Raw genomic sequence first — 26,992 nt, 5'->3', positions numbered from 1 at the left:
GGCGATGATTTGAAATTTAAAAGTGATAAAACAAAAGATGATAGAGACATCTTTGCAGAAACTTGTTCATCCATTATCAACGGGGTAATCAGTTTTTTTATTCTATTACTAATGTTGGTATTTCCACTGAGATATAATAATTCCTACATAGATATCTTAGTGATCAAATATCAATTCTATTGGGGCTGCATAGTGCTTATGTTAGCGCTTTGTCTCGTTCTTTCTTTCAATATGTTAATTATCGATAATTTACAGAATAAGGGGAAGCACGCAAAAATGCTTTTTTCCAGGCTGCACCCCAAAAACTGGAGTAAAACATTTAGCATAACCGATGTTTCAGTTATAGTTTTTTGGATCATTCTTGTAATTTCTACATTTCAGTCGGATTATTTTTATGAGTCGTTTTGGGGGAACGAAGGGCGGTACTCCGGTCTATTTTTACTCACATTATATGTTGCATCATACTTTATGATTAGTCGGTTTTGGAAGGCCAAGGAATGGGTTCTGGATATTTTCCTGATTAGTGGCATGGTGGTATGCTTTATTGGAATTACGGATTATTTTAGAATGGACATCTTGCACTTCCATGATAAAATTGCGTCGGAAGAATGGGATATATTTACCTCGACCATAGGTAACATTAATATATATACCGCTTATATCGCACTGGTTTTAGGTGTTGCAGCGGCTTGGTTTGGGGTGACAAGGAATAAGGTAAGAGTAATTTGGTGTTATTTATGTATGGTAGTGGGTTTTTTTGCAATTATCATGGGATGTAGTGATAATGCATATCTGGCGTTGGCAGCATTATTTGGATTTCTGCCGTTGATATTATTTAAAAGTAAAACTGGGATTCGGCGTTATTTATTGATGATTGCAACATTTGGTACGGTGGTGCAATGCATTGCCTTCATCAACCAGGCCTATGCGGATAGGGTTATTGGACTTGACAGTTTATTTGAGGTATTGGCTAACTTTAATGGCTTGATGTATGTGGTAATAGGATTGTGGGTGGCATATGTTGCAGTCAATATATGGAACAGGAGTAACCAGAATAAGGGGGATCAAGCTGGCCAAGTGTTGGTATATGGGTGGGCAGGTGTGCTGTTACTTTCCGTATTAGCGGTTTGTTTTTTATTGTTTGATGCAAATGTGGCGGGAAATGCAAAAAGGTATGGCGGGTTAGGAAGGTATTTGGTATTAGATGATAGCTGGGGAACGAACCGAGGTTATATCTGGAGAAAATCCTTGGAATTATATAGTGATTTTAAACCAATTCACAAATTGCTCGGACATGGGCCAGATACATTTGGAATACTTACCGTAAGCAAAATCAGAGCTGAAATGCCACAGCGTTATGAAAATACCCATAATGAATATTTGCAATATTTTATGACCACCGGTGCGGCTGGTTTGATTGCCTATGTTGTTTTTTTAGGTTCTGCAATTACCCGTATCTGGAAACGAGTGGAGGAAAAGCCTTATATAATAGGATGCTGTTTTGCCTTGATTTGTTATAACACTCAAGCGTTTGTTAATATAAGTTTACCGATTACATCCCCGATGATGTGGCTGTTGCTTAGTATTGGAATGGCAAGTTGTAACAAAAGAGATCAACGAATATAATTTAAATATAGATGTTTTCAAGCATTAAAGCTAAATAAAAGGTAGGAATTCAAAAACAGTATTATTCCATTGGAATATCAAATTGGAATTTATGTGAAAGGGTTGGTGGGGGAATGAATTATAGGTTTGATTTTTATAGAAAAGATTATTTTGATGAAATAGAAGAGTTGATATTAAATTCATACCAATGGGAGAATCCTACTTATGGATTGAGTCGATTAGAATTTACGAATGGTTTACACCCATCTTTTTTGCATTTTTCTAATGTATGGGAGCGAACCGTTGGTGTGTATTTCCTGGATAAAACTATAGTTGCTTGTGCGATCAATGAGGCTAATGATAACGGAGCAGTCTTTTTCCTTTTTAGAGAGAAAAGGTTTGCGGAGCATAAAGAACTTCTTAGCGACATGATTTATTTTGCAAAAACAACTATGTCGTGTGTGAAAGATAAGAATAAGATACAACGTTTTGTTCGTATCTTGATTCCTCAATGGAATGTGACTCTATCAGAATTGGTTTTAGAAGAAGGATTTGTAAAAGAAGAGGGGGGAGAACGAATACGAATTCGTACATTTGGTGCTGAACGATATCCTGTTAAGCTACCAGAAGGGTATACCTTTGCTGATGGTAATGAAACCCCTCCATTTTATCTGGCGAATGTACATATGGCAGCATTTCACTATAGCATTCATGACGTGCCGGATTGTGCAAACGCATTTTCTGAAATGCGTAATGAAAAGCATTACGACCCATTCTTAGATCTCTGTATTTTAGATCCTCAGAAGAGACCTGTAGCAATGGCAATTATATGGTATGACAAGAGAATGCCGTATTGTGAATTAGAACCTCTTGGAGTTGCTTTTTGGGAACGAAGAAAAGGTTTGGCAACCGCTATATTAAATGAGGCTTCCAATCGAGTGTTAGAAAAATACCCAGAATGCAAAGGCATGACTGGTGGGGATCAGCCATTTTATGAGGCTACAGGATATTATGTGACAGATTATGTACCTTCATATCGCTATGATATGGAAATCTATCCATCATGGGATGAGAGATCTTTGAAGTGGATGCCCCCAAAAGCTATCTCTTCTCATAACTAATTGAAAGCCAGTAGTTTTCACAGGTTTCTAATCCAATTAACTGTCAGAACTAATATATCCATTATGGGGTGGCAGATCCTAAAGTTGGGATCATGAAGATCCAGATAATTGATTGATAGAAATTGTCATAAATACCCTCATTTTCACATAAGATTATAAGGTGAGTTATTTTATAATGTACAAGCAAAATAACTTAAAGTAATAAAAGGTGGAGGATAGTTAAATGATAAGGAAAACTAAAAACTTTAAAGCATTGATTACAGTCGTGATGGTGTGTTGTATCGTATGGACAAATGGCATTACTGCTAAAGCTCAAAGTGTGTCTGAAACAGAACCGAATGATAGTATGGATACCGCACAGCTGATACAAGCAAATTATGAAACAGCAGCCCAGGTTGTTAACGGCAGTAGACCCAATCAATATGTAGTGAAAGGCAATACTAGTAACAACGATGAAGATTGGTATAAAGTCTATCTAAATGCTGGTGTACAATATATTACTTGTAATGATAAGCCGTTTGATTACGAAATATATAATTCCAATAATAACTTAGTATCTTCTGGTACCTATACAAAAAGTCGCTTATTTCCAGTAGGATATTCTTTTAAAGCTACATCAGAAGGATATTATTATGTTAAAATTAAAGGACTTACATCGGCAACCTCAAGTTATATTCTATTGGTTGGGGGACCTACATATTCAGTTGGAACTTGTTCCGTATCTTTAGGAAGCGTAAATATGAGTGGAAAGAATGTTACAGTACCTGTTGATTTGCGTTTTAAAAGTGCAATACCAGAAGGATCTATTGTATATGAAATATCAATGAGCGGGGTAAAAAGCAATTCAGTAAACGGGATTACAGTGAAAAATTCAACCAGTAATAATACTGTTGTTTTGAGTAATTATTCCTGGTATAAGTCTGGACTTGCTTCCATGAATATGCCACTGAAAGGTAGTTGGCAAATAAATTTTACTTATAATAAAAATACAACATTTACACCAAAGCTCAGTTTACTTTTTGCATATCCGTTGACTTTAGATTATGTAGATAACATAGAGTTTTAGATGGTGAAACTTATAGGAACTTATTAAGTTCTGATGATATTATTATTATCTAGTTAAGCTAGATGTATAAGTTTGTCTTATGACATAGACGAGAACATTAGAAACACGATTACCGATTCTTTTTCCGTTAGAGCCTATTTATAGTAGGGGGGAGAATCGGTATTTTTTATTTTCTAATAACTTTGATATGCTTAAACTATATTGGATGTAATAAAAGAGATGATAGCGACAATAGCTTCCCAGGATACTTCAAAAGAAAGCAAAAGCATTCAACTAGCAGGATGAAATTATATCAATATGAGCAAAATTATGATAAGATAGAAGTACTAATTAATTTTCAGTTACTTTGCATTATTAAGATTAAGTTATTACGTTAATATTTCAAAGAATTCTGTATAATATCCTTGAATTATTATAAAATAAAAGACAATGATATATGAAGCATTTAGTAAGAAGGAAATGATTCATTATATCCCTATGATGGGGATATTCAATTTTAAGCCTAAATAAAAGGAGGATTTATCTATGAACAAGTATATTTTCAAAGACTATTTTACAGAGCCTGAGGGAAAAATAGCGAAGCGGATGCTTTTTAAGAGCGATGATGTAATTGCCTTTGTATTAAACATTGCGAAAGGTGAAATACTCCCAGGGCACACACATATGGAATCAACTCTTTTTTTACAGGTCATGGAGGGGAATGCCAAGGTTGTTACTGATGGCAATGAGACCTTGTTGCAGACTGGCGAATTAATGCAAGTGGATGGTAAGGAAAGCTTACAGGTCATAAACGTAGGTGAAGATGTTTTGCGTCTTTATGTTACAATTTCACCTATGGGTTCAGAGGCGTTTGCGACAGATGCAAACGTTTAATGACTTATACTGTTTCTTCTATATAAAAGACTATTATTTACCTTTATAAGATTTATAGAAATAGGGGGGGATATGTTATCCCCAAAACTATTTAAACGAAAGCCCTCATATCGCTGAGGGCTTTTTTTGTGGGAATATTTATCTTTACCAATTGAGATAATCAATCATTTGTATTGTAAATCAACAGCGTGGTAACTTGATTCGATATCATAGGAAGATTTAAAACTTCGAAGAATAAATACTAAAAAGTTCATAATGAGCGGTTGATGAGAGAGTTGTGATCAACGAAGGCAGTTTGATACCTAAGAATCAAAAGGCTGAAAAAAACTTTAATTTAAATATTCTAAAATCTCTTTTGCAATTTGATCATTCCCCCCAGCGTTAAGCATAATCGCCTGATAGGACTGTATGGTTTTTTTATAAGAATCATCCTTTAACAAATTCATTGCACTATTTGCTAAAAATTCAGGTTTTAAATGTTTCTTTGAGATAGATTTGCCCATATGAAGAGTCTCTATTTGTTTTGCTACAGCAGGCTGGTCATTTCCTACAGGAATTACTAGCATAGGGACTCCATAATATATGGATTCGTTGACACTATTCATTCCACCATGAGTGATAAATAAACTTGTGCGCTTCAAGATCTCTAACTGGGGTACAAAGGGATAAATAAAGATGTTATCTGGAATAATGCCTAGTTTTTCTGCTTTTACAATTGTTCCAATTGAAATAATTACAGTTACAGGTTTATCCTTAAATGCCTGAATGCATTTCTTGAAGAATGTTGTGGAGGTATTTAAAAGTGTGCCAAGAGAGATATAAATTAAGGGAAAGCGTAATTTAGGAAATTGGAATGAGGTTTCTGTTTCCCTGTCCTTAAGCGCGGTACCTATGTATTTATAAGATATGGGATTAAAATCATTAGAATAAATTTGAAATTCTTTTATTGTGTAGGTGAAGTTTAGAGGCGGGGCATTATCCACCATCTCTTTTTCAATGCTGTTATAGCGTAAATGGAATTTTTTTTGAAGCTTCTTAGAGATAAGGCTGCATAACTTGGGGTAGCGGAAAATGCAGGTCATATACCAGCCTCCGGTCTGACCAAAATATTTCAGAACTCGTTCATTCAGGGAAAAAGTAGAAAATAGCCGAAAGGATGGAATCCCCAGTTCATCAGCCAGGGATTTTCCAGGCAAAAACAACATTTCATAAATAAGGCAGTCATAATCGTGACCAATTCTTTTTACCGTATCGTACGCAGCGCCCCAACTTTTTATTTCTTTTTGGGAGGGGGACAATGTTTCCGGGTAATGATCATACGGGATAAAGTGAGCCCCTGTTTTTTCCACCTTTGATTTCCAGTCAGGTGACTGGACGAAAGTAACCTCATGTCCTAAGGAAGTTATAACCTTTGCCAATCCAAGGGTAGGGTTGGTGTGTCCAGAAAAGGGGAGATTGACCATTAGAATTTTCTTTTTACTTATCATAATATTCTTTTAACCTTTCTTTAATCATTTTTTCGCTGGTTTCACTGATAAGTGGTGCTTCAAACTTTTTGAGGAGAGTCACAATAAACTGGATTCTGTTGCATGCTTCCGGGTAAGTGCTGTTGACAATTATGGGATCCAGCCATACATCAAATAGCAGAATGAAAATTTCAGAAACCTCTTTGGGATACTGGCAATTAAATTCCATAGAGACATTTCCTTGACGGATTATCTCTTCCACGTATTTACTTAAAATATTAATTGAATTTCTCAATGTATTTAGTAAAGCATATGGAACCTTCTCAGCCCAATGATTCTGAGTTAAATTCAAAAGAGCATGATCGGTTTGTAGTTTTCTTACAAGAAGATCAATTTTTTCAATGGAATTTAATTCGTCTTCCAGAATCAGATGTTCAAAAAAATCAATAATATCCTCTTTGCTTTGAATAATAATAGATTCAAGAATCTCCTGCTTGCTAATAAAGTGATGATATAAAGCGCCCTTAGATAATCCAGTAGTGTTCATGATTTCTTGCATGGTTGTGTTCTCGAACCCTTTTTGGAAAAATAGAGTGGTGGCACTGGTAATAATCTTTTGCCTTGTGTTGTTAGCTTTGTCTATCCTTAACATGGTTATCCATTCCTCCTCCTCTCATTAAAAGACCGCTGGTCGGTTTTTTAAATTGTATACAAATATTAAAAGTATGTCAAGTAAAACTATAAATAATGATAAAAAAACATTAAAGACTTATTGTTGGACGGAATGTCGAATATTTAAAAGAAATAAAAGTGGACGAAAAGCGACAGAAAGTGGACATTTTTTCAAATATCATTGATTTTATGCTTTAATCCATAACATATAAATACTAAGTTCCAATAGATAGAAGAGCTTAGATTTAAAGTTCTTAAGGAAAAGCTACTACGTGGGGGAAGGGAGGAAATGGGATAATGAAATTAGCATTGCTATTTCCGGGCCAGGGAGCTCAATATACAAGTATGGGAAAACGTCTCTATGAAAAATTCGATTGGGTAAGAAAGATATATCAGAATGTGAGTGATCGTTTTGCGTTTGATATATACAAACGGATCTGTGAAAGTGATTTAGAATATCTGACAAGGACCGACAATGCCCAGATCGCTATATTTGTAGCAAGCTACATAAACTATTTGGCTTTTTTAAATGAATATAAAATCAAACCTGATTATATGGCGGGTCATAGCCTAGGTGAATTTACAGCACTTGTAGCATCTGGGGCATTGTTTTTTGAAGAAGCTTTGGAATTAGTTCTTGAGCGAGGAAGACTAATGCAGATAGAATCAGAGAAATCCCAGGGCGGAATGCTCGCCGTAAAATGGGACTATGAAAATGTGAACCAGATATGCGAAGAAATTATGGAAAAACATCATTGCAAAATCAGTATTTCTAATTACAATTCAAAAAATCAAATCGTCCTCTCTGGAGATTCAAACTCATTAAATATAGCAGAAAAAACGTTAGAAATGAATGGAATATTGACAACCAAATTAAATGTTGGGGCTGCATTTCACAGCAGCCATATGGAAACAGCATCCTCTGCTTTTTCCACCTTACTATCAAAGATTAACTTTTCCATACCAGAATGCAAGGTGATTTCAAATGTCAGCGGTCTTCCCTATGAAGGAGATTTTAATAGTCTGTTGTCAAAGCAGATGATTTCCACGGTTCGTTGGTATGAATCAGTCAAATATCTGGAAGAGGAAGGTGTTGATATCTACATAGATTTAGGGCCAAAGAGTGTTTTAAAAGGTATTATGAAACGGAATTTAAGTAAGGGGAAAATATATTCTTATGAAGATGAGGAGGATAAACTCTTACTTAATAATATACTAAAAAATAGGAGGGACTCTAGTTAATAAAATGAATTTTATGAGAGAGGTGAATTATGAATAAGGCAGCGGTTGTGATTGGAGGTTCAGGAGCCATAGGAAGTGAAATTTGCAAAAGGCTTGCAAGCGAAAACTATAATACATATTTCACTTATTTAAGAAATCAGGTTTCTGCCAGCGAAATGGAACAGGCCTTTCCTGGATATTTGCATGGTGTTTTCTGCGACGTGCGCAATCCTGAAGAGGTGGAAGCTTTCATTGACAGAGTCAAAAAAGAATGTGGCAGAGTGGATGTTTTAATAAACTGTGCAGGCATTTCAGGGGAGAGTCTCTTTGTAAACAAAAGTGTTGATGAATGGAAACAAGTCTTAGAAACAAATCTATTTAGCGTTTTTTATTCCTGCAAGTCAGTAGTCCCCATTATGCTGGAGCAGTATAGTGGTGTGATCATAAACGTCTCCTCGATCTTAGGGACCTTTGGTATTCCTGGCATGGAAGATTATTGTGCATCGAAAAGCGCCATCATCGGATTTACACAATCTCTGGCTTCAGAAGTGGCCAGGTTTGGAATCCGTGTAAATTGCATCAGTCCTGGAATGATCGATACTCAGATGTCAGTGGGAGCACAAAAACAAATTGGTAAAAGTGTAAAAAAATTAATTCCATGCAGAGAATTTGGTACAGCAGAAAATGTTGCTGATCTAATGGAATTTATGATTTCTGATAAGGCAAGTTATATTAATGGTGAAAATATATTGGTAGGCGGTGGCCTTGGGAGAACACTCCCGGTCAGCTAAAAAGAAAGGTGGAGAAACAATGGAAACAATGGAAAGCATGGAATTATTCGATATGGTACAAAGTACGGTTGCAGAGGTTTTGGATGTGGAAAAAGAGGAGATCAATGAGGGCACAAGGCCTGTTGTTGATTTGGATGCGGAGTCTTTGGATCTGCTGGATATCTTATTTAAGTTAAGCCGGTTAACAGGTAAAAAGATCACGATGCAGGTGATTCAAAAGGATGTAAGAGGCGGTCTGACGGAAGATGAATTTATAGATGAAGATGGATATATTACGGAAGAAGGAGTTAAAAAGATCAAGGCGGCAATGGGGAATGACAATATACAGACGGAAAATATAACCTCAAAAGAAGTTTTAAAGTTGATTGACATTAAATATATTATGAAAATTTTCAGAGAAACCCCGGCTGGAGAAGTGTAATATGCGTTTCCATTTGATTGATAAATTGCTTTCCTACTCGAAGTGGAAGGAAGCCTTGGCACTAAAGAATGTGACGTATGGGAATCCGGAATTTATAAATGACAGCCATTATATGGATGATACTCTTTTCCTGGAAAGCATATTTCAGTGTGCTGCTTGGCTGATTGTGATATCTTCCGATCAAAAACTGAGGCCCACCATCGTGACGGCAGAAGGGTATCAGATATTTGAACAAGTGTGTCCAGGAGAGCAGTTAAAAATTAAGGTCGACATTCAGGATTATAATGAGGAGTACGCAACCATTCGCGGAGACGTCTATAAAAAAGATAAATTATGTGCTTCGTTAAAAAATGCCATATTAAAGCTGGTTGATACATCAGACTTAGAAGATCCGGAATTAACTAAAAAGTACATAGAGTACTTGACTCAAATCAAAGGGGATGTTGGAATTTAACATCCCTTTTTAGAAAGGCGAAAATATTATGTCAAATGAGGATAGAAAAGTTGTTGTCACAGGCATGGGTATGATAAGCCCTATTGGTAATAATGTGGCTCAATCGTGGGATAACTTATTAAATGGCAAGTCAGGGATCCAAAAAATCACACTATTTGATACGGAAGGATTCTCCTGTAAAATTGCAGGCCAGGTGAATGATGAGACTTATAACACTGATCTGCCACACAGTAGGGGTACCCATTTTGGATTAGCTGCAACAAAAGAAGCTCTTGAGGATGCGAATTTAATAAATGACGAGGCAATACTTGATGAGATGGCAGTTTTCATTGGCAATTCAGGGAACAGAACCGGGTTGGACGACTTTTCAGAAGAATTCCATGCCCGTAATTTAAAAGAATTAACCTTGAGAGATTTAAACAGTGATAGCCAATTTGATAAAAGCAGATATTCGGCCGCAGCAGAAACCATTGCAAAGAAATATAAGATGTATGGAGGCTGTTATTCCATTACCACAGCATGTGCATCAGGAACCCAGGCGATTGGTCTGGCCTTTGATAGCATCAAGACCGGAGAGAATACGGTTGTGCTTGCAGGAGGATGCGATGCCATGATAACGGAAATAGATTTAATGGGATTTTGCATGTTGGGAGCGGTAACAAGCGGATACAACGAAAATCCTTCAAAAGGAAGCAGGCCCTTTAATAAAGACAGAAGTGGATTTGTTTTGGGGGAAGGAGCCGGTATGCTGATACTTGAGGAGAAAGAACATGCTATGAAGCGGAATGCAAAGATTTACGCTGAAATTGCTGGCTTTGGAAATGCCATTTCTGGATATAGCATTCTTGACACACCTCCCAATGGCGAGAATTTAGCCCAGGCTATGCGAAATGCCATGAAGGAAGCTGGAATTGACAAAAAGCAAGTGGGATATATCAATGCCCATGGGACGTCAACACGTGATAATGATTCATCGGAGTCAGCAGCTGTTATTGACGTATTTGGAGAAGATACTTTAAGTGTCCCGATAAGTTCCACCAAGGCATCCACGGGGCATTTGATTTCCGGGGCGGGAGCGATAGAAGCTATTTTTTCAATTATGGCTCTAAAAGATCAGTGCCTGCCGCCTACATTAAACCTTGAAGACATTGATGGAAAATGTTCTTTGTGTCATATCCATAGTGCATTAGAAAGAAAAATTGATTACTCCATGTCAAACTCACTTGGATTTGGCGGGTCTAATACAAGTGTTATTTTCAGGAGGTTTGAAGAATGAGTTTTATTATGGTTGATAGGGTTTGTGAAGTCAATGCCTCCAGTATTAAAACAATAAAGCTATTGTCAATTGCTGAACCTGTTTATGAAATACATTTCCCTTTCTTTCCGGTACTTCCGGCTGTGCTCTTGTTGGAAAATGTCAAACAGAGCATTGATTTATTCATGAAAAAAAACGGGGAGGAGGGTAAGGTATATTTTTTTAATGGCATCAAAAAGCTAAAAGTATATAAAGCCCTGTTTCCTGGAGATGCAATCATTACGGAGGTATCCTTAACTCGGAAAGTCGATGATTATTATTTGTTTGATGCCAATATTTACAATAATGAAATGATAGCAGCTAAGTTAAAAGAAGTTAAAGTTGTAGTTGGGAAGGAGAACTGTATATGGGAAAAAGAGTTGCAATCACAGGATTAGGTATTACCTTGGAATCAGGTATTACTGGAATTGAAGAGAATAAGACATTTAAAAATAGAAAAATAAAAAAGCTTTTGTCCAGAGGAGAAAAGATATTTTGCAGTTCTGCCAATCATGCGGTTCTTGATTCAGGAATATTAGAAATCGATACGGCAAAGGAAAAAAGAGGGATCTTTCTTGGGACAACAAAGGAATCTTCTTCAAGAAATGAATTATTAAATGTGTTAAAGAGCATTTATGATGGAGAAATCAGACATAAGGAATTTTCCGAAGCAGTCGTAGAAAATATGTCTCCTCTTTTTGTGGTAAAATCTCTGCCCAATGCATGTTTGCATTATGCGGCTGAAGAATTCGGCATCAGAGGAACCAATTCTTTATTTATAACAAATGGAGTAGCCAGTTCCCAAGCGCTAGCCGCCGCGTATCATACAATCCTTAGAAGAGATTGTACCTGGTGTTTGGTTGGGGGATTCGACTCTCATATGGAAGAAAATGAATTTTACAATTATGAACAATATGGATTTAGAGTCAGCGACATGGGCGATGAAAAAAGTAGTGAAGTATTAGGCGAAGGGGCTGGAAGCATGATCGTGGAAGATTATGAACATGCTGTTTTAAGAAATGCCAAAATATATGGAGAAATCATCGGGCACGGGGAAGTTTTACTGGATTTTGAAAACAAAGAAGCAGACAATATAAGAATTTTGAAACAAGGAATATTAAAAAGCTTAGCAATGGCACATAAGGATGCTAAGGATATTGCTTTTATCAATACGGACGGGATGTCTTACAAGAATTATAATGAAATAGAAGAGAAAGCCATTCGAGATATCTTACCTGATATTCCGCAGATAAACTTAAAGGAACAGCTTGGAAACCTCATGGGAGCAGCTTGTATTGTGGAAATTACCAGTGATTTAAATGATAGCGGGTCAAATCATAATAAATCCCAGGATTTTATGAAAATATCCGCTGGCTTTGGAGGACAAGTATCCATAATGATAATAAGGAGGAATGAATTATGAATTCAAGAATATCCGGAATAGGTTCTTATTTCCCAGGAACTGCTATATCAAATGAGATGCTGTCAGAAGAGTTTGATATCGACCCCTGGTTGTTGAAGGAATTAGGGGTAGAAAATAGATTTTGGGCATCGGATCCTAAGGATTATACCCTGAATGAAACACAAAGTGAAATGATGGCGAAGGCCATAGAAGCAGCAATTGTAGATTCAAAAATCCAAAAAGATGAGATTGATTTACTAATTACCACTTCAACTGTTCCAGATTATACCCTTCCGACAACCGCCACTTTGGTACAAGAACTGCTAGATATCAAAAAGTGCAATGCCCTGGAGATTCATTGTGGCTGCGTTGGAGCGTTGCAGGCAATTGATATCGCAAATTGTTATATTAAATGCGGGAAGGCCAAAACAGTCGCGATAGCAGCAGGCAACCTAATGAGTACCTACTGGCTTAGAGATTGGAAAAATGGTGAGATAGAGGGGATGGCAGATCAATTAAATATGGCAATGTTTTCAGATAGTGCCAGTGCCATTATTATACAGGAATCAAAAGAAGAAGGGATTTTATACAGCTTTTCAGAAAGCGTCGGAAGTGGGATCGAAAAGGGCATTTTTCTGGACATGGGTGGAGCTGTATATCCGGGAGACAAAACCACTTTTGCAGAGAAACGGCATAAGTGGAGTCAGAGACCGAAGCTGATTAAGAAACATGGCAGTACATTATCAAAGAATGCAATCGAAAAACTGGCAGAAGGTACCGGTATAAGAATAGACGAGTTGAAGTGGATTATCTTTCCTCAGGCCAATCCATCCTTACTTCTAAATGATATTGAAGGATTAAGGTCTAACGGGTTCCCAGTTGAAAAGATAAGATATAACGTAGATAAGGTTGGAAATAGTGCGACAGCATCGCTGTTTCATGTGTTATACGAAATTGATAAAAATGGGGAACTTACTGAGGGAGACAAAGTTGCCATCATTGGGGGAGAAGCCTCAAAGTGGATGTATGGAGGCGTGTTATTAGAATGGAAAAAATAGCGCTGGTTACAGGCAGTTCTAGAGGAATCGGGAAAGTGATTGCCGAAAAATTACTGTTAGAAGGTTATACGGTATATCTTCATTATTGTATGAATGAAGAATTGGCTAAAAATACATATGAAGAATTTTTGAATCGAAAATTTAAGACCAGACTGATCTGTTCGGATATTTCTAATGAAGACGAAATAAAAAAGATGTTTGAAAAAATTAAAGAGGAATCGGGATACTTAGATGTATTAATAAACAATGCGGCATCAGGGGTTCATAAAAGCATTGTAGATATTAGGAAAAGAGACTGGGATTTTACATTCGAGGTAAATGCTAGAGGGACTTTTCTTTGCAGCAAATATGCAGTTCCCTTAATGAAGGCAAGTACATCGTTGTACAAGTCAATCGTGAATATAACCAGTACCGGGAGTCAAAGGTACATACCAGGCTATTCTCTCATAGGAGGAACAAAAGCGTACATCGAAAATCTCACAAAGTATATGGCATGTGAATTATCCAGCGATGGAATTAATGTAAATGCCGTTTCGGGAGGTCTGGTTGAGACGGACTCTTTAAATTATTTTCAAGATAAAAAACTGGTTATTGAGGAATTTAAAAAGAGAGTTCCGGCAGGTCGCCTGGTTGTGCCAGAAGACATTGCAAATTTAGTATCATTTTTATGTAATTCTAATTCTGAAATGATTCGAGGTCAGACAATTGTAGTGGATGGTGGTGCATCTTTGATTTAAAAATACAGTTTTGGAGGGTATGCATATGAAACACAATAGCAAAAATAGGGATGAAATATATACAGGAAATACATGCTATCCGGGAAAAAAATCAAGATTTGATCTCTGGACAAGGGGGAATGTAGCGGAAGCCTTTCCTGATATCATGACACCGTTAAGCTGGTCTCTGTGGGGAGAGGCCATGAATGAATTGTTAAGAGATTCTTTCCGGCACTATTCGTTCTCACCTGAAGTGAAAGAAAAGTGTTTTATCATGCTAAATGGCGGTAAGCTTTACTATAACATTGGCTTAGTGAATTTTTACATGAAAAGAATCGGGCTGTTTTCCATGGATACGATTATCGGAGGGGAAACGGCGTATAGTAATAAACATCGCAAAGAGAGAATACATTGGCTTCGATTTATGGTTCATATGCCAGGAAGTATAAAAGCAGAAAAAAATAATAAGCAACTGGAAGCAGAATCAAAGCTGAAGTGGAGAGAATTTCTCCGTTACCAGAAAAAATGGGTTGATCTTGATTATAATACCTTTGATTTAAATATGCTTTTTAGTTTGCTTAATGAAAGAATTACATACGGAAAAGAAAACATGCATCTGCATACGGATGCAACAACGGCCGCATTTTCTAAGATGGCATTACTTCAATGGAAGCTGAATAAATATGGTTATGACAATTCTACTTTATTAAAACTGGTGAATGATATTGAAGGCATTGAAATGGCTGAAATCAGTAGCTACATGGAACGTTTGAAAAATATAATCGTGCCATCAGAAAAAAGCCAACAGATATTGGAATGTCTGAAAAGTGAAAACTGGCAGCAGCTATTAATCGATTCCGGTTTTGAAAAGGTATACAATTTTATCAATGAAAATATCATTGAAAAGTATGGACACCGGGGAAAAAATGAATTGGAAATAAAGGAACCTTATTGGGCCGAAAATCCGCGTATGCTTCTAGATATGATAATAGAGAGATGTTTAAATAAAGAAGCAGTTAGATTGAGAGAGCAGGAGAAAACAAGCGTAGATGATAAAAAGTTTGGAAAATTAATTACCCAGGCCAGAACTTTCACGAAATTAAGAGAAAATAACAAACACTATTTATATATTATAATAGCTGAGATTAAAAGAGTTTCAAGAGTATTAAATAATAAGTTATGCAGCGTTATACCAGAAATGGAACCGGATGATATTTATTTTATGCATTATGATGAAGTAAGGCGTTTGATTAAGGATTTCACAGAGTTTGCTGAAATAAAATCAAAAGTCATTCTAAGGAAGAAAATTTATTCTGATTGCATGACAAATAGTAAAGAACCAGAAACTAAAAAATCATCGAAAAAGGTCCTTCGAGGAATACCAGCTTGTTATGGTAGGGTAAAAGGAAATGTAAGGGTAATAAATCATAATTATGCCGGGAATATAAAAAAGGGTGATATTATTGTGATTAAATCACTTGATATTAGCTGGACCCCTCTATTTTCCGTTGCGGGTGGTCTGATTACTGAATTGGGAGGCATATTATCTCATGCAGCAATTATAGCAAGAGAATACAATATACCTACTATAGTTAATGTGGAAAATGCCACGACAACCCTGGAGGATGGAGACCGGGTCTTATTAGATGGTGAGACCGGAGTGATCTATTATGATAAAGTTCTTCCTACTTAAAAAAAGTACCTATTCATTCCAGTCAGTAATCCATATTGTTCATTCCGTTGATCCGAAAGGGATTGTAACTTATGATAACAATGGAAAACGGATTTGAACCAAATGAAATATATATAGACTTCAATCTGCAAAGAAAGGATTAATTTCGAATGACAAATCGTGTTTTTATAACGGGAATGGGTATGATATCACCTCTGGGTGATAATGTTGATCTCAACTGGAAGAACCTTTTAGAAAGAAAAAATCACTTTGTGCCCTATGAAATATTTATGGGGAAAGGCAGAAGGAAAGAAGAATTCTATGTAGGAAAGGTTTCTTGTAATTCAGAAAAGAAGAAATACAGTAAATTGGCGGAAGACGTTTTGATTCAGGCCATTCATGAATCAGGAATTAGTCCGGAAAAAAATCTTGGAAGAACTGCATTGATCATCGGCAGTAGCTTAGGAAACAGTGAATATATGTTTAAAAGTATAACGGATGAGACTGGGGAGCTGGATTTAGATGAGATATTACCTGAGGTTCTGGCTCATAAGCTTGCTGAAAAGTATTTTGTGAATACCACTGTAATAGTTATAAACAGTGCCTGTTCGTCATCGTCAAATGCAATAGGGAAAGCATATCGACTAATTAAAAATAATAGTATTGATTGTGCTTATGTTATCGGTATTGATGCGGTGCTTTCTGATATGGGTTTGGCCAGCTTTGCTGCGTTAGGGGTCTTGAGTGCTAGTGAATCAATGAGACCATTTGATGTCCATCATAACGGATTTATTTTAAGCGAAGGATCGGGAGCCTTAATATTGCAAAGAGAAGATTTTATTGAGGAAGACCATTTGAGTGCCTGTACGGAAATTGTTGGGTATGGTGCCAGTTGCGATGCCTATCACATCGTTGCTCCTGATCTGAAAGGGAAAGGTGCTGCATTGGCGATGAAGATGGCGCTAAAGGATGCAGATATTCCATCTACAACAATTGATTATATTAACTGTCATGGAACAGGAACGAAGTTAAATGATGAATCGGAATACAATGCAATGGAGTTGATCTTTGATCACAGGGTTCATGCAAGTTCAACAAAGGGAATGACAGGTCATTTGTTAGGAGCCTGTGGGATCGCGGAAACTATTTTTTCCTGTCTATCAATCAAACATGATTTAATTCCTGGAACTGTAAATTTAATTGACCCGATAAAAAAAAGTAACATCAATTTGCTGTCGGAAGATGTACAGACGAAGGTGAACATTGTCATGAATAATACATTTGCTTTTGGAGGTCAAAATGCGTCGCTGATATTAAAAAAATGGAAAGGAGAATCCATTTGAAGCGTACATACATCAAAGATATCGTTTGTCTTTACCCGGATGCAGTTAGTGGCTGCATAGAGATAGATTCTTTTTTGCATCCGAAGGAAAAAAGAAAGCTCGACCGGTATTCTCAGATATCATTAGCAGCTTCCAAAAGGATACAGGAAAGCAATCCAGACTTTTTTAGATATGGAGAGGATATATGTGTTTTAGCAGCAACCTGCTTTGGAGCTTTGGATACGCTAGCAGAAGATGTAATCAAATATCATGATACCGGTTTGGTATCACCAATCTTTGTCACCAAGATACTTTCCAATATGCAGGCGTCTGTTATAGCAATCGCTTTGCAGTTAAGAGGTACTAACTATACGGTATCAACAGGCATGAATTCGTCCTGTGATGCTGTGATTGACGGATATGAGTTAATCATGGAAGAGAGAGAGAGACATGTGTTAGTTGCCAGCAGTGATTCTTGTTCTAGTGAATATGGAATGAAGATACTAAATAATTACACCAGTTCTGATGGGAAAGATTTTGGTGAGAGCGGGGCAGCAATATTACTAGATTCTCAGTTAGAAGCAGGAGTTTTGGCGGAAATAACAGGTATCTACAGGGGAATTTTGCGTGAACAGGAAACGATCTGGGAGAGATTAAATGTTGATGCTGGTAATGAAGTGACTGGAAGTCATGGAATTTACTTAAGAGAAACAAATAAACAGATCTATGGTTTGCCTCTTTCTTCCGGTTCCCAAACAATCTTTGATATAAAGAAAGGAATTGAATATTGTAAGGATAACAATGAAAAGGAGTTCTTTGTGTATAGTATTTCAAAGAAAAGAGAATTTAGTGCTATCAGCATAAAATACGTTGCAGATTAAACACATATTTCAGGAAGATAAGGGGATATATGCATATGTATGCTAAAAATCTGAAAAATTTAAATATTCGTGATAATGTCATTGTTGGTAGTAAGGCCGCAAATTTAGGAGAACTATACGCATTAAAAGTGAACGTTCCAGAGGGTTTTTGCATTACTTACAATGCATATGAAGAATTTGTAAAGGAGAATGGAATCAATAAATTCATTCAACTTTATTTAGATGAAAATAAGAATGGCAAGATATCATTGGATGAGTGCAGTGTTAACATTATAAAAAGTTTTCTGCATGGAAGCATGCCAAATCACATGGGAATGGAGATTTTCAAGCAATACCGGGCCTTGGGCAAAAATGTAAGTGTTGCCATAAGATCCTCCGCCAATATGGAAGATCTGGAAGAATCAAGTTTTGCAGGGCAGCAGGATACGTTTTTAAATATCTCTGGAGATTATAACGTTATAGAATATGTGAAAAGATGTTGGGCATCACTCTGGTCTCCGAGAGCCATTGATTACAGAATGAAAAGAAATTATGAAAACAATAACATCAAAATGGCGGTTCTTATTCAGAAAATGATCAGTCCCAAGGCATCTGGAGTTGTTTTTACCTGCAATCCTATGAATCATCGAAAGGAAGAGGTGCTGGTTAATTCCGCATACGGTCTGGGTGAAGCCGTTGCTTCCGGTGCAATATCACCAGATACTTATATCTACGATATTAATAATAAGAGGATTACTTACAGAAAAAAGGGGAGAAAGGAATTTCGGTATGTAAATTCCGACTCTGGTATAAAAAAAGTATTTAATAGCAGTAAAATGATTCACTCATATTCAATGAATTATCTGAATGTATGGAGATTGGTGAAGGTATGTAAAAAAATTGAAGGTAAGTTTGGCTGCCCCCAGGATATCGAATGGGGAATTGTAAATGGGAAGATATACATAGTGCAATCTAGACCTGTAACATATAGAAGAATAGATACTAGGTAAAAAGTACAATAAGAGCGGTGATTTTTACATGGTGAAAATAATGAGCATAAAACAAGATAACCTATTACCTGCGGAGGTTAATAGTATGAATATTGGAGTTTATACGAAAGATCTATGTTTCATGAGCTCGGTCAAAAAAGTAATACATACCTTTATGCAATGTAAATATTCCAAGCTGGACCTATTTGTCTGGGAAGATATAAAGAGCGCATTATTTCTTATTGATGAAGAGTATTGTGACGGTTTTATTATTGATATCACTAACAATACAAAAGAAGAGTTGTGCGGATTCATATCAAAAGTAATAAAGCAGTATCCCCATACTAAAATCATAGTTTTAATTGATGATTTGGAATGCATCGACTGGTTCTTAAAGTATAAAATTTTTAAGTATATGTCTAAGAAAAACATTATGAAGGAACTAGAAACAATTCTTTCAATCTTACACAATATCGTTACTGGTAAAAGAAATAGAAGTCTGGAATTAACCAGTAAAACAAGATATGATAAAATTTATTACGACGATATTTTGTACATTAATCGAGATGGGAAAAATGTAAACATATTTACTGCTGACAATCGATGTGTAACCTTTCGGATGAGTTTACTTCAGATTTATGAAAAACTAGATAAAAAGATTTTTATCTATATAGATAAAGGTTGTATCGTAAACAGCTCCTTTGTGACCGAGTGCACGACACAACAGCTCCAATTGATCAATGATATAAAATTACCTGTTAGCAGGGATGGAATAAAAAGGCTGTCTAGGCTTCTTTATCTGGAAGCGCCTTTGTCAAATTAAAGTCATGTGCCATCTATTTCCTGTTTATAAATAGCTTTGTCTTCTTCAAATATTAAAAATTAAACGGATAAACAATGATGCATGACTGTGTAACAAATGCTGCTATTAGCAACATTTAATTTGCTATTATGAAGCTGAATATTAATTGTGAGTTAGTCTTAGGTAACTAAAATAGAGTATTACAAGACAAAGTAATCAATATATATATAAATATCCTTATGAGATTTTTAAGATAATATAGAGTAAATGAGAAGTCGGTGGCTGATATTTTCAGCCACCGACTTCTCATATTTTCATATGAAAGAGTAATTGGAATGTAATGGCTGATTGAACTTATTCAAGTATTCCATTTCTATAGAGTGATACTTTGTTGTGATAATCGAAAATGAAATAATCAAACACAGATTCATCACTTTGCCCCAATCATCTGATTTTTCGATTACATCAATAAAAACAATCAATTTCACCTATTGAATCTAGCATGTTATCATGATATCAAATAATAAAATAAACACCAATGCTTGGTTTCAAGTTTTTATTAAGACAGAACATGGAGGTGTCCTGTGAAAGAAATTTTCATTCGTAGAAGTATTCGTAAATTTAAAGACACACCGGTAAAGAAAGAAAAGATAGATCAATTATTACGGGCTGCTATGCAAGCACCATCAGCATTAAATCAACAGCCATGGGAATTTATTGTAGTTGAAAGCAAGACAGCTCTTCAGAAGCTATCCAAAGCGATGCCAGATGCCAAACCAGTTTCTAATTCCGAGCTAACAATTATTTTGGTAGCAAATAGCAAGAAATTCAGATATGAACCTGATTGGATGATGGATATGAGTGCTGCGGCCCAGAATATTTTATTAGAAGCGGTACATTTGGATCTTGGAGCCGTGTGGATGAGCATTACATCGGTTGATTCTGCTATCAATTATGTGCGGGAGATGTATGAACTTCCATCAGATATTAGACCATTTGCATTCATTGCCATTGGTTACCCGGAGAGCAATAAGAATCAATTTATAGATCGATATCATGCTGAAAAAATTCATTATGAAAAGTGGTAACATCTTGATTCACAGCACTATACGCAAAAGAATTAAAAATTCCCCCAAATGGTATAAGAATATAAAAGGAGAATTGATCATGTCTAAAAAGATTGTTTTATTAAATGGGAGTCCAAGAAAAAATGGTAATACAGAGATTTTGGCAGATGTTTTTATACAGGGAGCGGAAGCTAGTGGGAATACCGTCACAAAATTTAATGTGGGTAGAATGAAGGTTACGGGATGCACTGATTGTAAATATTGTTTTACTCATCTGGGAGAGTGCGCAAAAAAGGATGACATGCAAGAGATATATAAAGCTTTGTATGACGCGGATCTATTAGTATTAGCCAGTCCTGTTTATTGGCATGGCATGACAGCACAATTAAAATCCGTAATAGATAGAATGAATGTAAGCACTGCAAAACCGATGCCTATAACCGATGCCGCGTTGCTTGCAGTATATGGAGATACGGATACGGAAGCGGTAGAAGCAACCATTAGCCATTATAAAGCGATCATAAAGTATATGGGGTGGAGAGACTGCGGAATTGTAACACAATCGGAAGTTATGGAAAAAGGGGATATTAGTGGTCTTTCTAGCCTTGCGGCAGCAAAAGATTTAGGAAATGGCATTCAATAGAAGTTATCTCAGCATTGGACTAAGTACTCAAGCCCTTTGCATGAGTATAGGCCTCCTATCAATAAATTTTCAAAATTATTACGTGGGATATGATATAAAAAAAGCAAGCAGGGCATGTGTATTGAAACTTGTCCTGCTTGCTTTTTCCTTATTATTCATCAGTAAATTGAATTATACTTAAGCTTTAATCGCCCAACGTAATTTAGCACATCGAGCCCGACTATTCTCACCGCGTTCAGCTGCAGATGGTCGAATCGCCTCAGGCGCTATTTCTTTATAGAGGCCATCACGATAGAAACGCTGGAATGATTTTTTAACCAGACGATCTTCTCCAGAATGAAACGTGAGAATCGCAACACGCCCACCCTCAGCCAAGGCAGAAGGAAGCTTTTCTAAGAAATCATATAATACTTCAAACTCTTTATTGACATCAATTCGTAAGGCTTGAAAACATCTTTGACAAGATTTTTTGATTGCCTCGTCCCTATCTTTTTCCGGTAAAAATTTAAGAGCGTCTTTGATCACTTGCTGTAACATACTTGTTGTTACAATGTCTGTTCCCTTTTTGATAGTGGTAACGATGGTACGAGAGATTTCTGCGGCATATGGCTCATCCGCATTTTCTAACAACATCCCTTGTAATTCATCTTTGTCAATGGATTTAAGTCGATCTGCTGCGGAGATGCCTTTGGATGGATTTAATCGTAAGTCCAACGGGCCTTCCGTCTTAAAGGAAAATCCTCTTTCAGGATTATCGATTTGCATGGAAGAGACTCCTAAATCTGCCAATATAAAATCCAAAGGTCCGGATTCGGAAGTAATTTGATCTATGTTGGAAAAGTTCGTGTGCCTTACTGTTAATATCTCGGGGCCATAACCCAAACGTTCTAAACGATCCTTGGTTCGTGGTAATTCAATCGAATCTACGTCAGTCGCATATAGGTGCCCCTTTGAATCTAAGCATTTAAGCATCTCCAACGTATGTCCACCATAACCCAAGGTGGCATCTAGTCCAGTTTGTCCAGGGGTTATTTGTAAGAACTCCAATATCTCATTCACACAAATGGAACGATGCATACCAGCAGGAGTATTGCCCTTTTGAATTACCTTTTTCACGGCATCTGCATATAACTCTGGTTGCAGTTCCTTATATTTATCCTTAAAAGCCTTAGGGTGAGTACCTTTATACCTAGGCCGACGTTGATGTTTTTGTTCCTGATTATCCATTCTTGCTTCCACCTTTTAAAATGTTTTAATTATATATGATCCAAAGCGTCGCCCTAACGGACGGTTTGAACGATTCCTGTAATTTACATGATATCAAATACATGTCATAATAGCAAATGCATATTAGATAAGTATGACAGTAAATCCTTTATTTGTCACAAGATGAAATGATATCTTAGAATAAATTCGGTTTCAGTGTCGATTTATGTTGAATTATATTTTAATAGATGATATTATATGTCAGGTGCGTTTTCGCATATACAAAACGAAAGGATTTACAAATAATGTCAACCAAAACAACTCAATCTATACAGTCAACACCAACCGTTCAATCCAGTTCTTCTACCATTGCCAATCCAGCTCCTCTTGGGCTTTTAGGATTCGGAATGACCACCTGCCTGTTAAATCTTCACAATGCAGGAATAATTCCTCTTTCTATCGTGATTGTAGCTATGGGATTTGCATTAGGAGGCGCCGCTCAGATTATAGCTGGCATCATGGAATTCAAGAAAAATAATACCTTTGGTGCTACCGCATTTACGGCATATGGTTTCTTTTGGTGGTCTTTGATTATCATCTGGATTAATCCATTTGAAGGTATCAAAGCTGCTGATCCTATCAGCATGGGATTTTATTTAGGTCTCTGGTGTGTATTCACACTCTTTATGTTTATCGGAACACTGAAACACAATCGTGCAAGCCAGGTAGTATTTGGTTCTCTTACCGTTTTATTCTTCCTGCTTTCACTTGCTAACTTTACCGGCGTAGAATCTATACATACGATTGCTGGATATGTTGGAATATTCTGCGGACTTTCCGCTATTTATAATTCTATGGGACAGGTTTTAAACCAGGAATTTAAGAAGACTATTTTACCTTTATAATGAATGCATATAAAAAGGATTTGAAACCTAGTGTTTCAAATCCTTTTTTTGCGTTGTTTAGGATATTTTTATTACTTTCGATCACAGTTCTTTCTCATTCAAAGAGAAGCCTTTGCTCATTGGAATACAAATTTATTTTGGTTCCTCTTGCAAAGCCAGCCAATGTAATGTTGTATTTGTTTGCCATTTCAATGGCGACATCTGTGGGAACGGAGCGGGCCACTAGGATTGGAATCCTCGCTTTAATAATTTTTAATATCATATCACTAGGGACTCTGCCACTGGTAATAAGAGCTGTCTTGGATAAATCAATCCCATGGTCAATGGCGTAGCCAAGTACCTTATCTACTGCATTATGTCTTCCGATATCTTCCATTAGATAGAGCATACCTTCCTCATCGTATAATCCACAAGAGTGAATTCCTCGTGTTAATTTATAGATGTCACTGCTTTTTTGAAATTCATTTACATAGAATAAAATCCTTGAAAAACGGATGGTAAAATTGTAATCCAAAGTTGTTAGATTCTCATCGTTCATGAGATAGTAAGCGATGGAGTGCTGTTTTCCACAAGCGGTGGTAATCGTACGAATTCCTTCTGTAGCTTCAATCATATCTTTAAAGGTATCCTTAGTAATTAATGTCACAAAGGCTTTGCCCTCGTCTTCCATGATCTCAATGGATTCGATATCTGAAATTCCTTGAATGATTCCTTCTGTAAATAAATTCCCCAGAACCAATTCATATAAATTCTTGTGAGTACATATTAGGTTAACATAACGAATGCCATTCACATAGATAGATAACTTGTATTCAATGAGAATCTCCTGTGATTCCTCTGACTGTTCTTGCGTACTGCATAATAGGATTTTATGGGTTTGGCTGATGTGGTTTTTATCTGGCATGGGCTTCTCCTTTTCGGATTTATCAGGTTTCTTAGGAAGCTTCGTCAAGCAAATATAATAGAACCCTTACGGTAAAGAGATTCGTTTCTCCTGTTCGTGGTTCACTATAATTATATTCAAAGATACCGTTATATTTTTTGATGGTATGATTAACAGAATTTAACCCGATTCCATGCCAGGCTTTATCTTTTTTTGTGGAATAGGGCCTCCCGTTTTTGATGCATAGTTGAGAGGTGTCATAGGCGTTTGTCACCTGGATGGTAAGAACCTCATGAAACTCTGAAATATCAACAAATATCTCTCTTTTTTCTTTCGCAAGTTTCATACAGGCTTCCAGTGCATTATCCAAAAGGTTGCCTAAGATAATCGTAAGGTCCATCTTATCTATGCCAAGAACTTTAGGTAGGCGAATATGTACTTCTGTTTTAACGTGATAATGTTGAGAGAGATAAAGCTTATTGTTAATCAATGCATCAATGACAGGATGACCACTGTCAATACCGGCTTCTTGTGCTTTTACGTTAACGGTGAGCTTTTTTATGTATTCGATTAATTCGGTGTTTTGGCCTTGTTCCGCGAGACCGGATATCGCAGCCAGATGATTGTGCAGGTTGTGTCGGTCCTCCCGCAAACTCTTTTGAAACCGTTGGATCAGTACAGATTGTTTTTCGTAGGCATTGTTTTGCTGCGAGAGCAGGAGATTTTCATACTTTAGATTTTCTTCCAGCAAAAGCTTGTCATATAAATAAAATAGCAAGATATTAATGGCCAATAAAACAAGAACTGCACTTGTCAGTAAAAACGAAGATTCCGATTGATTGGAAATAATCTCTAACGTCAAACTGTTTAAGATATAGATACTTCCTGCAGGAATCAAAAATATAGCCAGCCAGCGAGTCGGCCTGACCTCCGTGTTATAAACCTCCTGTTTATAAAAGAAGACTTTACTCCATTTCACCAGACCAAACATCATGGTATTCGATAAGATGATCCCAATGAGTACAAAACAGTCTTGCTGTATTATGGTTTTAAAAGAGGCTCCAACAAAAAGAACGAGAAAAGCCGCCGTACAATCTTCACTTGCAAGAGATAAGATATATATAAAAGAGGCAGCTAGAGAGCGTTTAAACACGGAAGTTTGATACAAAAAAGAAATAAAAAAACAGATTCCCAAGTTAAAAACGATATTTAATATTGGGTTAAACAAATTAAAGTATAGGTATGCTCCCACAAGGTAATAGGCAGTATAAGCAATCCCGATGGCCCAAATGGGGACTCTCCTTTTCTTTAAAAAAGTCTGAATAAAATCGTATATTACATAAGTTCTAAGGATATTCATGAATAAATATGTAATGATTACGTTCATTTGTCGTCTTCCTTATTTTTCCTAAGCTGTAAATAGTTCGCCCTTATTTCCTTTCTCTTTGGGCCGCTTATGGTCAAGCTTGCATCATTAGACATGAGAACTTTCTCATAGGATATCTGCCGGATGTGGTAATAGTTGATTAAAATAGAATGATGAATCAATAAAAACCCCTGGGCTTCTAACTTCTCAAATACCTCCATAAGTTTCCCATAGAAAATATAGCGGGCGTCTTTTGTAATCACATTGATTTTATGTCCTTTGGATATTTCAAGATAAATAATATCCTCAACAGGAATATTACATTGCCCTCTGTCAATATCCTTAAAACAAAAAAAGTCGTCCTTTATTTCATTTAACCGTTTATAGGCACTCAAAAGGTCTTTTTTAAAAAGCTCAGGATCAATGGGCTTTGACAAAAAGCGAAAGGTGTCAAGGCAAAAAACTTCTTTTGCCCGGTTATCATAGGACGAAATGTAAATAATAATGGTTTTTTTGTTTTGAAAATAATATCTTAATTTAGCTCCAACTTCAATTCCGTTCATACCATTCATACTAATATCCAGAAATGCCAAATCATAAATAGTACCTCCTTTTAGTTTTTCACACAACATCTCCCCTGATGTGAAAGAATCGGTTAAGTAAGAGATATGCGCTTCTGATAATGTGCTTTTAATCATGGATTTGATCTGCTCAATAAATATGGATTCGTCGTCACAGATAGCAATTTTAATCATGAATCTCTTTGTCTCCTTCCATTCTTTTACTAGATAACATTTTATCACAGTAATGTGTAAAAAAAAATAATAAAAGTGTTGAAAAAAGAAGTATAAGAGAATTTGCTTGTTTTATAAGAGAAAATGAAAAGCTATTTTATCGAAAAAGGGATTATGCTATACTGGGCAAAATTAGGTAACTTAATTTAATCTTTTAATACGAAGGAGAGTATAAAAATGAAGAAATTATCTGTTGTTATGGGAAACGTGGTATCTGCTCTTGCTCTTAAATCTGCAGTTGTAACAAGCAATTTAGCATGTGGGTACATTTATTATCAGCCAGAGATGCCAAAAGAAGCAAAGAAACTAAGAAAATTCTAAGA

The 26,992-nt window shown here is 36.3% G+C and carries 28 protein-coding genes; 22 read left to right on the top strand and 6 right to left on the bottom strand.

What is annotated here, in order from left to right:
* The first annotated feature begins 9 nt into the window (after positions 1–9).
* The 4 genes from BET01_RS13585 (at position 10) to BET01_RS13570 (ending at position 4,665) form a co-directional block, all read left to right on the top strand.
* Positions 10–1,626, top strand: coding sequence for an O-antigen ligase family protein (locus tag BET01_RS13585; RefSeq protein ID WP_158585060.1), 1,617 nt, complete (start codon positions 10–12; stop codon positions 1,624–1,626).
* A 113-nt stretch (positions 1,627–1,739) separates the two neighbouring features.
* Positions 1,740–2,726, top strand: a complete 987-nt coding sequence (locus BET01_RS13580; RefSeq protein WP_120197353.1) for an N-acetyltransferase — start codon at positions 1,740–1,742, stop codon at positions 2,724–2,726.
* A gap of 223 nt (positions 2,727–2,949) precedes the next feature.
* Entirely contained in the window at positions 2,950–3,792 is an 843-nt protein-coding gene (locus BET01_RS13575; protein WP_120197352.1) for a hypothetical protein, read from the top strand.
* Between the two features lie 525 nt (positions 3,793–4,317).
* Positions 4,318–4,665 carry a cupin domain-containing protein gene (locus tag BET01_RS13570; protein ID WP_120197351.1) on the top strand — a complete coding sequence of 116 codons (348 nt, stop codon included), beginning with the start codon at positions 4,318–4,320 and terminating at the stop codon, positions 4,663–4,665.
* 329 nt (positions 4,666–4,994) lie between these two features.
* Here the strand turns inward: BET01_RS13570 and BET01_RS13565 are convergent, their stop codons facing one another.
* Positions 4,995–6,152: a macrolide family glycosyltransferase gene (locus tag BET01_RS13565; protein WP_207667619.1), complete on the bottom strand. Its 1,158-nt coding sequence runs from the start codon at positions 6,150–6,152 to the stop codon at positions 4,995–4,997.
* Entirely contained in the window at positions 6,142–6,783 is a 642-nt protein-coding gene (locus tag BET01_RS13560) for a TetR/AcrR family transcriptional regulator (protein WP_120197350.1), read from the bottom strand. Before BET01_RS13560 ends, BET01_RS13565 begins: the two co-directional genes overlap by 11 nt.
* Before the next feature lie 317 nt (positions 6,784–7,100).
* Between BET01_RS13560 and BET01_RS13555 the strand changes: the two genes are divergently transcribed.
* The 16 genes from BET01_RS13555 to BET01_RS13480 all read left to right on the top strand — a co-directional run bounded on the left by BET01_RS13555 (position 7,101) and on the right by BET01_RS13480 (position 21,515).
* On the top strand, positions 7,101–8,045 hold the full coding sequence (locus BET01_RS13555) for an ACP S-malonyltransferase (protein WP_120197349.1): 945 nt from the start codon (positions 7,101–7,103) through the stop codon (positions 8,043–8,045).
* Between the two features lie 29 nt (positions 8,046–8,074).
* Positions 8,075–8,815 carry an SDR family NAD(P)-dependent oxidoreductase gene (locus BET01_RS13550; RefSeq protein ID WP_120197348.1) on the top strand — a complete coding sequence of 247 codons (741 nt, stop codon included), beginning with the start codon at positions 8,075–8,077 and terminating at the stop codon, positions 8,813–8,815.
* A 19-nt stretch (positions 8,816–8,834) separates the two neighbouring features.
* Complete coding sequence (locus BET01_RS13545) at positions 8,835–9,236, top strand: acyl carrier protein (RefSeq protein WP_120197347.1); 402 nt, start codon at positions 8,835–8,837, stop codon at positions 9,234–9,236.
* Between the two features lies 1 nt (position 9,237).
* Positions 9,238–9,690 carry a hotdog family protein gene (locus BET01_RS13540; RefSeq protein ID WP_120197346.1) on the top strand — a complete coding sequence of 151 codons (453 nt, stop codon included), beginning with the start codon at positions 9,238–9,240 and terminating at the stop codon, positions 9,688–9,690.
* Positions 9,691–9,718: 28 nt separating this feature from the next.
* A complete protein-coding gene (locus BET01_RS13535) occupies positions 9,719–10,966 on the top strand; it encodes a beta-ketoacyl-[acyl-carrier-protein] synthase family protein (RefSeq protein WP_120197345.1) in 1,248 nt (415 codons plus the stop codon).
* Entirely contained in the window at positions 10,963–11,382 is a 420-nt protein-coding gene (locus BET01_RS13530) for a hotdog family protein (protein WP_120197344.1), read from the top strand. Before BET01_RS13535 ends, BET01_RS13530 begins: the two co-directional genes overlap by 4 nt.
* Positions 11,352–12,407, top strand: a complete 1,056-nt coding sequence (locus tag BET01_RS13525) for a beta-ketoacyl synthase N-terminal-like domain-containing protein (RefSeq protein ID WP_120197343.1) — start codon at positions 11,352–11,354, stop codon at positions 12,405–12,407. The genes BET01_RS13530 and BET01_RS13525 overlap by 31 nt, the downstream gene beginning before the upstream one ends.
* Positions 12,404–13,444 carry a 3-oxoacyl-ACP synthase III family protein gene (locus tag BET01_RS13520; protein ID WP_120197342.1) on the top strand — a complete coding sequence of 347 codons (1,041 nt, stop codon included), beginning with the start codon at positions 12,404–12,406 and terminating at the stop codon, positions 13,442–13,444. Before BET01_RS13525 ends, BET01_RS13520 begins: the two co-directional genes overlap by 4 nt.
* Positions 13,432–14,181, top strand: coding sequence for an SDR family oxidoreductase (locus tag BET01_RS13515; protein WP_120197341.1), 750 nt, complete (start codon positions 13,432–13,434; stop codon positions 14,179–14,181). The genes BET01_RS13520 and BET01_RS13515 overlap by 13 nt, the downstream gene beginning before the upstream one ends.
* 25 nt (positions 14,182–14,206) lie before the next feature.
* Positions 14,207–15,853: a PEP-utilizing enzyme gene (locus BET01_RS13510; protein WP_158585059.1), complete on the top strand. Its 1,647-nt coding sequence runs from the start codon at positions 14,207–14,209 to the stop codon at positions 15,851–15,853.
* Positions 15,854–16,002: 149 nt separating this feature from the next.
* Positions 16,003–17,175 (top strand): beta-ketoacyl-[acyl-carrier-protein] synthase family protein, encoded by a 1,173-nt coding sequence (locus BET01_RS13505; RefSeq protein WP_120197339.1) that lies wholly within the window; start codon positions 16,003–16,005, stop codon positions 17,173–17,175.
* Entirely contained in the window at positions 17,172–18,035 is an 864-nt protein-coding gene (locus tag BET01_RS13500) for a beta-ketoacyl synthase N-terminal-like domain-containing protein (protein WP_158585058.1), read from the top strand. Before BET01_RS13505 ends, BET01_RS13500 begins: the two co-directional genes overlap by 4 nt.
* Positions 18,036–18,070: 35 nt before the next feature.
* Positions 18,071–19,024 (top strand): PEP/pyruvate-binding domain-containing protein, encoded by a 954-nt coding sequence (locus BET01_RS13495; protein WP_158585057.1) that lies wholly within the window; start codon positions 18,071–18,073, stop codon positions 19,022–19,024.
* Positions 19,025–19,109: 85 nt separating this feature from the next.
* Complete coding sequence (locus BET01_RS13490) at positions 19,110–19,826, top strand: LytTR family DNA-binding domain-containing protein (protein ID WP_158585056.1); 717 nt, start codon at positions 19,110–19,112, stop codon at positions 19,824–19,826.
* Positions 19,827–20,389: 563 nt separating this feature from the next.
* Positions 20,390–20,893: a nitroreductase family protein gene (locus BET01_RS13485; RefSeq protein WP_120197335.1), complete on the top strand. Its 504-nt coding sequence runs from the start codon at positions 20,390–20,392 to the stop codon at positions 20,891–20,893.
* A gap of 79 nt (positions 20,894–20,972) precedes the next feature.
* Positions 20,973–21,515 carry a flavodoxin family protein gene (locus BET01_RS13480; RefSeq protein WP_158585055.1) on the top strand — a complete coding sequence of 181 codons (543 nt, stop codon included), beginning with the start codon at positions 20,973–20,975 and terminating at the stop codon, positions 21,513–21,515.
* 177 nt (positions 21,516–21,692) lie between these two features.
* Here the strand turns inward: BET01_RS13480 and rsmH are convergent, their stop codons facing one another.
* The gene (gene rsmH, locus BET01_RS13475) at positions 21,693–22,742 is read right to left on the bottom strand and encodes a 16S rRNA (cytosine(1402)-N(4))-methyltransferase RsmH (RefSeq protein WP_120197333.1); all 1,050 of its coding nucleotides are present in this window, start codon (positions 22,740–22,742) and stop codon (positions 21,693–21,695) included.
* 284 nt (positions 22,743–23,026) lie between these two features.
* On the opposite strand from rsmH, the gene BET01_RS13470 reads away from it, so the two are divergent.
* The gene (locus tag BET01_RS13470) at positions 23,027–23,626 is read left to right on the top strand and encodes an acetate uptake transporter (protein WP_120197332.1); all 600 of its coding nucleotides are present in this window, start codon (positions 23,027–23,029) and stop codon (positions 23,624–23,626) included.
* A 94-nt stretch (positions 23,627–23,720) separates the two neighbouring features.
* Here the strand turns inward: BET01_RS13470 and fdhD are convergent, their stop codons facing one another.
* The 3 genes from fdhD to BET01_RS13455 are packed head-to-tail and all read right to left on the bottom strand — an operon-like array spanning position 23,721 to position 26,630.
* Positions 23,721–24,530, bottom strand: a complete 810-nt coding sequence (gene fdhD, locus BET01_RS13465) for a formate dehydrogenase accessory sulfurtransferase FdhD (RefSeq protein ID WP_120197331.1) — start codon at positions 24,528–24,530, stop codon at positions 23,721–23,723.
* Positions 24,531–24,561: 31 nt separating this feature from the next.
* Positions 24,562–25,896, bottom strand: coding sequence for a sensor histidine kinase (locus BET01_RS13460; RefSeq protein ID WP_120197330.1), 1,335 nt, complete (start codon positions 25,894–25,896; stop codon positions 24,562–24,564).
* On the bottom strand, positions 25,893–26,630 hold the full coding sequence (locus BET01_RS13455; RefSeq protein ID WP_120197329.1) for a LytR/AlgR family response regulator transcription factor: 738 nt from the start codon (positions 26,628–26,630) through the stop codon (positions 25,893–25,895). The genes BET01_RS13460 and BET01_RS13455 overlap by 4 nt, the downstream gene beginning before the upstream one ends.
* 216 nt (positions 26,631–26,846) lie before the next feature.
* Here BET01_RS13455 and BET01_RS13450 point away from each other — a divergent pair, with 216 nt between their 5' ends.
* Positions 26,847–26,990: a cyclic lactone autoinducer peptide gene (locus tag BET01_RS13450; RefSeq protein WP_120197328.1), complete on the top strand. Its 144-nt coding sequence runs from the start codon at positions 26,847–26,849 to the stop codon at positions 26,988–26,990.
* Positions 26,991–26,992 lie beyond the last annotated feature (2 nt).

This window comes from Lacrimispora algidixylanolytica (assembly GCF_003609635.1).
In the GTDB taxonomy this organism is placed as follows: Bacteria; Bacillota; Clostridia; order Lachnospirales; family Lachnospiraceae; genus Lacrimispora; species Lacrimispora algidixylanolytica.
This window is presented reverse-complemented; position numbering and strand designations above follow the sequence as displayed.

Excerpts from the sequence above, each read along its gene's own strand:
- BET01_RS13580 (WP_120197353.1), top strand. The coding sequence starts at position 1,740 with ATGAATTATAGGTTTGATTTTTATAGAAAAGATTATTTTGATGAAATA.
- BET01_RS13575 (WP_120197352.1), top strand. The coding sequence starts at position 2,950 with ATGATAAGGAAAACTAAAAACTTTAAAGCATTGATTACAGTCGTGATG.
- BET01_RS13570 (WP_120197351.1), top strand. The coding sequence starts at position 4,318 with ATGAACAAGTATATTTTCAAAGACTATTTTACAGAGCCTGAGGGAAAA.
- BET01_RS13565 (WP_207667619.1), bottom strand. The coding sequence starts at position 6,152 with ATGATAAGTAAAAAGAAAATTCTAATGGTCAATCTCCCCTTTTCTGGA.
- BET01_RS13560 (WP_120197350.1), bottom strand. The coding sequence starts at position 6,783 with ATGTTAAGGATAGACAAAGCTAACAACACAAGGCAAAAGATTATTACC.
- BET01_RS13555 (WP_120197349.1), top strand. The coding sequence starts at position 7,101 with ATGAAATTAGCATTGCTATTTCCGGGCCAGGGAGCTCAATATACAAGT.
- BET01_RS13550 (WP_120197348.1), top strand. The coding sequence starts at position 8,075 with ATGAATAAGGCAGCGGTTGTGATTGGAGGTTCAGGAGCCATAGGAAGT.
- BET01_RS13545 (WP_120197347.1), top strand. The coding sequence starts at position 8,835 with ATGGAAACAATGGAAAGCATGGAATTATTCGATATGGTACAAAGTACG.
- BET01_RS13540 (WP_120197346.1), top strand. The coding sequence starts at position 9,238 with ATGCGTTTCCATTTGATTGATAAATTGCTTTCCTACTCGAAGTGGAAG.
- BET01_RS13535 (WP_120197345.1), top strand. The coding sequence starts at position 9,719 with ATGTCAAATGAGGATAGAAAAGTTGTTGTCACAGGCATGGGTATGATA.
- BET01_RS13530 (WP_120197344.1), top strand. The coding sequence starts at position 10,963 with ATGAGTTTTATTATGGTTGATAGGGTTTGTGAAGTCAATGCCTCCAGT.
- BET01_RS13525 (WP_120197343.1), top strand. The coding sequence starts at position 11,352 with ATGGGAAAAAGAGTTGCAATCACAGGATTAGGTATTACCTTGGAATCA.
- BET01_RS13520 (WP_120197342.1), top strand. The coding sequence starts at position 12,404 with ATGAATTCAAGAATATCCGGAATAGGTTCTTATTTCCCAGGAACTGCT.
- BET01_RS13515 (WP_120197341.1), top strand. The coding sequence starts at position 13,432 with ATGGAAAAAATAGCGCTGGTTACAGGCAGTTCTAGAGGAATCGGGAAA.
- BET01_RS13510 (WP_158585059.1), top strand. The coding sequence starts at position 14,207 with ATGAAACACAATAGCAAAAATAGGGATGAAATATATACAGGAAATACA.
- BET01_RS13505 (WP_120197339.1), top strand. The coding sequence starts at position 16,003 with ATGACAAATCGTGTTTTTATAACGGGAATGGGTATGATATCACCTCTG.
- BET01_RS13495 (WP_158585057.1), top strand. The coding sequence starts at position 18,071 with ATGTATGCTAAAAATCTGAAAAATTTAAATATTCGTGATAATGTCATT.
- BET01_RS13490 (WP_158585056.1), top strand. The coding sequence starts at position 19,110 with ATGAATATTGGAGTTTATACGAAAGATCTATGTTTCATGAGCTCGGTC.
- BET01_RS13480 (WP_158585055.1), top strand. The coding sequence starts at position 20,973 with ATGTCTAAAAAGATTGTTTTATTAAATGGGAGTCCAAGAAAAAATGGT.
- rsmH (WP_120197333.1), bottom strand. The coding sequence starts at position 22,742 with ATGGATAATCAGGAACAAAAACATCAACGTCGGCCTAGGTATAAAGGT.
- BET01_RS13470 (WP_120197332.1), top strand. The coding sequence starts at position 23,027 with ATGTCAACCAAAACAACTCAATCTATACAGTCAACACCAACCGTTCAA.
- fdhD (WP_120197331.1), bottom strand. The coding sequence starts at position 24,530 with ATGCCAGATAAAAACCACATCAGCCAAACCCATAAAATCCTATTATGC.
- BET01_RS13460 (WP_120197330.1), bottom strand. The coding sequence starts at position 25,896 with ATGAACGTAATCATTACATATTTATTCATGAATATCCTTAGAACTTAT.
- BET01_RS13455 (WP_120197329.1), bottom strand. The coding sequence starts at position 26,630 with ATGATTAAAATTGCTATCTGTGACGACGAATCCATATTTATTGAGCAG.
- BET01_RS13450 (WP_120197328.1), top strand. The coding sequence starts at position 26,847 with ATGAAGAAATTATCTGTTGTTATGGGAAACGTGGTATCTGCTCTTGCT.